This window comes from Streptomyces apricus, from assembly GCF_008369065.1.
GTDB lineage: Bacteria > Actinomycetota > Actinomycetes > Streptomycetales > Streptomycetaceae > Streptomyces > Streptomyces apricus.
Map to the genome: position 1 here is coordinate 48569 of NZ_VDFC01000049.1, position 6018 is coordinate 54586.

At 72.0% G+C, this 6018-nt stretch carries 5 protein-coding genes; 3 read left to right on the forward strand and 2 right to left on the reverse strand.

The features are described from left to right. Positions 1 to 266: 266 nt before the first annotated feature. Entirely contained in the window at positions 267 to 1544 is a 1278-nt protein-coding gene (locus FGF04_RS30205; RefSeq protein WP_149514536.1) for an MFS transporter, read from the reverse strand. A 75-nt stretch (positions 1545 to 1619) separates the two neighbouring features. Here FGF04_RS30205 and FGF04_RS30210 point away from each other — a divergent pair, with 75 nt between their 5' ends. Then, positions 1620 to 2189: a TetR/AcrR family transcriptional regulator gene (locus FGF04_RS30210; RefSeq protein WP_149514537.1), complete on the forward strand. Its 570-nt coding sequence runs from the start codon at positions 1620 to 1622 to the stop codon at positions 2187 to 2189. A 322-nt stretch (positions 2190 to 2511) separates the two neighbouring features. Beyond that, positions 2512 to 3237 carry a dienelactone hydrolase family protein gene (locus tag FGF04_RS30220; protein WP_149514539.1) on the forward strand — a complete coding sequence of 242 codons (726 nt, stop codon included), beginning with the start codon at positions 2512 to 2514 and terminating at the stop codon, positions 3235 to 3237. 102 nt (positions 3238 to 3339) lie between these two features. Here FGF04_RS30220 and bdeA read toward each other — a convergent pair whose 3' ends face one another. Next, on the reverse strand, positions 3340 to 4275 hold the full coding sequence (gene bdeA, locus FGF04_RS30225) for a bis(hydroxyethyl) terephthalate hydrolase (RefSeq protein ID WP_456340034.1): 936 nt from the start codon (positions 4273 to 4275) through the stop codon (positions 3340 to 3342). Between the two features lie 227 nt (positions 4276 to 4502). Between bdeA and FGF04_RS30230 the strand changes: the two genes are divergently transcribed. Further along, the gene (locus FGF04_RS30230; RefSeq protein ID WP_223146415.1) at positions 4503 to 6005 is read left to right on the forward strand and encodes a glycoside hydrolase family 43 protein; all 1503 of its coding nucleotides are present in this window, start codon (positions 4503 to 4505) and stop codon (positions 6003 to 6005) included. Positions 6006 to 6018 lie beyond the last annotated feature (13 nt).

The following is a 6018-nucleotide window of genomic DNA, read 5'->3' on the forward strand; positions in this document are numbered from 1 at the left end:
CCTGTAGGGGAACAGGGTGGCCGATGTCGTGAGCAGGACAAGGCTGAGCATCGTCGGCAGGTTACCCGTGTCACCGCGTGGCCGACAGGTGCCTGCTTCGGCTTTTCTCCTCGGGTACGCCCTCGGGGGCCGCACGGTCGGCTCGCTCCCCGAGCCCGCCCTCGGGAGACCGCGCGGTCGGCTCGCTCCCCGGCCGTGCGGTCAGCTGTCTCCCGGGCCGTGCGGTCGGCTGTCTCCCCGGCCGTACGGGATCCGGGCGGCTCCGGTCAGGTCTGCGGGCAGGCGGTGCGGTCGGGCGTGCGACGGGAGTGCAGCCACTGGGCGAGCAGTGCGAGAGCGGCGAGGAAGGCGACCGTGGCGGCGTAGGCGACGGACGTCTCGTGAAGTCCCGTGTGGGTGGCGGCGATTCCGGCGGCGACCGCGGGCAGGCTGAAGGACAGGTAGGAGATCACGAAGACCACGGAGAACAGTTCACCGCGCTCGGCGGGTGCGGCCATCCGGGCCAGCGTGCCGAAACTGGCGAGGGAGGAGGCGCCGAACCCGACCCCGGCGATCAGGGTGCCGAGCGCCGCGGTGAGCAGTGAGTCCTCCTCGACCCCGGTCAGGGCGACGACCGTGCCGGCGAACAGGAGGCCGGCGCCCAGGGTGAGGGTGCGCGAGGCCGGCCAGCCGCGCAGCGCCATCGCGGTCAGGCAGGCGGGTACGGTCAGCAGGGTGACCACCAGCCCGCCGACGACATGGCTGGAGAGGCCGAACAGGCCCACGGCGACCGACGGGCCCAGGGAGAGGTACAGGCCGCCCAGCGCCCAGCTCGCCACGAGGATCGGCACCAGGCGCAGCAGGTCGGCCCGCAGATGGGGCGCCACCCTCAGGCGCGGCTGGAGCGAGCGCGCCGCCCCGGGCCGCCGCAGCGACGTCTCGGGCAGCACCGCGACCACGGCCGCGGCCAGGACGAGGCCCGCCAGCAGCAGCACGTAGACGAGGCGCGTGGGGTGCGGCCCGTACTCGACGAGGACACCGCAGCCCAGTGCGCCCAGACCCAGCCCGAAGGTGGGGGCCGCGCCGGTGACGACGCCGGCGCGGTGCGGCGCGTGGGAGGGGTTCAGGTCGGCCAGGGCCGCGCCGAGGGCGGTCATGGCGGCGCCGGTGGCGACGCCCTGGACCAGCCGGGCGACCAGCAGCAGGGCCACGCTGTCCGCCGTGAGGAAGAGGGCCATCGACACGGCTTCGAGCGCGATCGCGGACAGCAGGACCGGGCGGCGACCGAGGTGGTCGGACAGTGCGCCGAGCACCAGCAGGGCCGCGATCATCCCGAGCACGTAGACGGCGAAGACCGTGGTGAGGGTGGTCGCCGAGAAGTTCCACTGCTGCTGGTAGACGACGTAGAGGGGGGAGGGCGCGCTGGAGGCGGCCATGAAGAGCACGAAGACGACCGCGAGGGCGGCGAAGGCGGCCGGGCGGTTCAGCTCGCGGCGCTTTCGGCGGGGCGGTGCGGCGCCGGACGGCGGGGGTGTCTGGTTGCCGGGCAGGGCGGAGACGGACACGACTCTCTCCAAACGCAGTGATTGATGCGTTAAGGACGCTACCACTAACGCAGCGATCGGTGCGATAATTTCTCCATGGTCGATGCTCCCGCTCAGGTACGCCCCGGTGGCCGCTCCGCGAAGGTCCGCGCAGCCGTACACCACGCCGTCGCACAGCTCCTCGCGGAGGAACCCGCCGAGGCGCTGACGATCCCCGCCGTTGCCGCCCGCGCGGGCGTGCACCCGACCACGGTGTACCGGCGCTGGGGCTCGGCCGCCCAGCTCCTGGGCGACGTCGCCACCAGCCGTTTCAGCGGCGACGTCGTCGTGCCCGACACCGGCACCCTCGCCGGTGACCTCGAACGCTGGCTGGGCGACGTGGCCACCGACCTCACCGACCCCGACACCCTCGCCCTCATGCGCGCCACCATCGGCTCCGGGCCGGAGGGCGGCTGCGCCTGCATCGGGGACCGCCACGAGCAGCTCAGCGCGATGATCGAACGCGAGCGCTCGCGCGGCGGCCGCACCCCCGAGGTGGAGAGCGCCGTCGACTTCCTGCTCGGACCGCTCTACTACCGCGCCATCTTCAGCGCCCAGCCGGCCTCCAGCGACTGGGCGCGGGAGCTGGTGGCCACGTTCCTCGCGGCGTCCGAGGCCCTGGCCTGAGGCCTTCTCCGGGACCTGGCCCGGGACCTGGCCCGGGCCTGGTCTGGGACCTTGCCTGGGGCCTGGCCTGAGGCCTTGCCGAAACGGGCGGTCCGCTCGGCAGGCGCCGCCCGGGCCGGGGGCGGACGCGCGAAGTGGGCCCGCGCGAAAACCCGTTGGCGGACCGCGACGGCCCCTGTTACCTTCCCGGAGGCCGTGCGAGAGGACGAGGAGGTGGTACCCGTGGACGCAGTATCGACATGGGTGCTCCCCTCCGGGGTCACGGTCGGACGGCAGGTCGTCCGGGAGCGCCGCTGTGAGCGCACTCCCGAAAGGCACGACCATGCGATTCACTTCCGAACAGCGCCTCGACGACGGCGTCGTGGAACGCGAATTCACCCTCGGCGAGATCCCCGGCACCCTGTGGACGCCTGAATCCACCGCACCGGTCCCGCTGGTCCTGATGGCCCACAACAACGGCCTGCCCAAGGCGGAACCCCGGCTGGTGGCCCGGGCCCGGTACACCGCGGCGCGCGGCTACGCGGTGGCCTCCATCGACGCCGCCGGATGCGGTGACCGCCCCCGGTCCGCCGCCGAGGAACAGGCCCGCGCCGACCTCGGCCGGGCGATGCGCGCCGGTGAACCGGTCGACGAGATCTTCGAGTCCTTCATCGGCCCGCTGGTCGAGAAGGCCGTCCCGGACTGGCGGACCACCCTGGACGCCCTCCTCGAACTGCCCGGCATCGACGGCCCGGTCGGGTACTCGGGGGGATGGGCCGCTCTCGGCATCCGGCTGGCGGTGACCGAGCCGCGTATCGCCGCCGCGGGCTTCTTCGCCGGGGGATACGTACCGCGCGCCCAGCGCGAGGAGGCCGGGCGGGTGACCGTCCCGCTGCTGTTCCTGCTCCAGTGGGACGACGAGGGGAACCCCCGGCAGCGGGCCCTGGACCTGTTCGACGCCTTCGGCAGCAAGGAGAAGACGCTGCACGCCAATCCGGGCGGGCACATCGGTACGCCGTGGTTCGAGCTGGAGGACGGGTGCCGGTTCCTGGACCGGCACCTGAAGTGAGGGGCCGGCATCTGAAGTGAGGCACCGGCACCTGAAGTGAGGCCCGCTCGCCGGGGAAGGCAGGCCCCTGCCCTCCCCGGCGAGCGGCGTCCGGCCCGGCTCTCAGCCGGTGTGCGGGCAGTTGCCGCGGTACTCCTCGATGGTGCTGCTCGCCGCGGGCAGCGGGCACAGGAACTGCTCGTAGCGGGTGTCGTTGTCGATGAACCGCTTCAGCCAGGAAATGCTGTACTTCGCGACCGTCGTGTTCGACGAGGTCGGGGCGGAGTGCGTGGCGCCGTTCAGCTCCAGGTAGGCGCGGTCCAGGGTGGACGGCAGGCTCGTGTAGAAGGGCTCGGCGTGCGAGGAGACCGGGGCGACGGTGTCACCGTCCGCTCCGACGACCAGCGTGGGCGTCCTGACCTCCGGCCAGGTCTTGTCCGTGTTCCACGGGGTGAGCGGGATCGAAGCCTGCAGCGACGGCCGGTCCTTGGTCGCCTCCAGCGAACCGCCGCCGCCCATGGAGTGCCCCATGACACCGAGGCGGCTGCTGTCGATCCGTGTGCGGACGCTGCTGCTCTGGGTCAAGTAGTCGAGGGCCGCGAGCAGTTGGTCACCGCGGCTGGCCGGCTGGTCGAGGGTGCTGAGGGTGTCGATGGTGATGACGACGAAGCCCTGCGAGGCCAGCCGGGGACCCAGCCACGAGACCGAGGACTGGGAGGCGGTGAACCCCGGGGAGACGGCCACCGCCCCGAACGTGCCGTCGCTGGTGCTGGTCGGGTAGTAGACGGTGCCGCCTCCGAAGCCGGACACACTGGCCCGCGCCACCGTCGTCTGCGAGACGGCGTACGAGCCCCGCGCGGCCTCGATGCTGGAGTTGGTGGGCGCCGGGCCGCGTTCGTACGGGTTGTCCGCGGCGTCCGCGACGCCGGTGAAGGACGTGGTCAGACCGGTCAGGGCGGCGGCCGTGACGAGCAGGGTCATGAGCCGGCCGCGCGGTCTGCGGCGGCGGGGCGCGCTCTCCGTCCGCGCGGCCGGCTCATGACCCTGCTCGTCCGGCACCCACCCGGCCGCAGGCCGCCATTCGCCCCCGCAGGCAGCCCAGTCGGGCGATGCCACCGGCGCGGTGCGCCGGCCGCCGGGCCCTGCGAGAAGGGTTGTCAGCCGCCTTCCAACGATGTAGGCACCTGCTTGCACCAGTCAGCGGTCCCTCGCGCAACTCCACGCCACCGACGTCCCGACAACGTTGTCTGCCCTCGGCAGGCCCACCCCCCCCCACGGAGGTTCACGTGACTGTCCGACCGACCGGGTCCCTCGCCAAGGCCCTGGCCACCTTGCTGACCGGCGGCCTGGTGGCGATGTTCTCGCCCTCGGCCGCCGTCGCGGCGCCCGAGTACTCCACCGCCGAGGCGGGCAACCCCTTCGTCGACGGCTGGTACGCCGACCCCGACGTCGCGGTCTACGACGACACGTTCTGGGTCTACCCGACGGCGTCCAGGCCCTACGCCCAGCAGACCTACCTCGACGCGTTCTCCTCCACCGACCTGGTCCACTGGACCAAGCACAGCAACGTCCTCAGGACGGCGGACGTCTCCTGGGCCGAGTACGCGGTGTGGGCCCCGGCGCCGGTCGAGCGCAACGGCAAGTACTACCTGTACTTCGCCGCCAACGACATCCAGAACGACTCCCAGCTCGGCGGCATCGGCGTGGCCGTCGCCGACCGCCCCGAGGGCCCGTACAAGGACGCCCTCGGCAAGCCGCTCATCTCGCAGTTCCACAACGGCGCCCAGCCGATCGACCAGGACGTGTTCATCGACGACGACGGCCAGGCGTATATGTACTACGGCGGCTGGCACCACTCCAACGTCGTCAAGCTCAACCCGGACATGACCAGCCTGGGCACCTTCGAGGACGGCTCCACCTACAAGGAGATCACCCCGGAGAACTTCACCGAGGGCTCCTACATGTTCAAGCGCAACGGCACGTACTACTTCATGTGGTCCGAAGGAGGCTGGACCGGCCCCGACTACTCGGTGTCCTACGCCATGGCCGACTCGCCGACCGGCCCGTTCCGCAAGATCGACAAGGTGCTCGCCCAGGATCCGGCGGTCGCCAAGGGTTCCGGCCACAACTCCGTCGTCAACGTGCCCGGCACCGACATCTGGTACATCGTCTACCACCGCCGCCCGCTCGCCGAGAGCGACGGCAACCACCGCCAGCTGGCCTACGACCGCCTGCACTTCAACGCCGACGGCACCATCCGGCGCGTCGCCATGCAGGTCAAGGACAACTTCGCCGACGACAACGCGCTGGGCTGGAAGACGTACGGCGGGACCTGGACGGCCGCCGACGGCCGCTACCGGGTGGGCCGCGACCGGGGCGCCAAGGCGCTGCTGGACACCAACTTCGCCGACTTCACCTACGACGCCGACGTCACCGTCACCGCGGGCGGCGGGGACGCCGGGCTGACGTTCAGGGTCAGCGGCCCCTCGGTCGGCCCGGACAGCTACTCGGGCTACTACGCGGGCATCAGCCCGGGCGGCAAGGTGGTCCTGGGCCGGGCGAACGGCTCCTGGACCCAGCTGGCGAGCGCACGTGCGAGCGTCACCCCGCACAAGGCCCACCGCCTGCGCGTCACCGCGGTCGGCTCCTCGATCAAGGTGTTCGTCGACGACATGACGACCCCCAGGATCTCCGTCACCGACGCCACCTACCGCAGCGGCGCGACCGGCCTGCGGGTCTTCGACACCGGGGCCTCCTTCGACAACGTGACGGTCGCCCCCGCCGGCTGACACACCCCAGGAC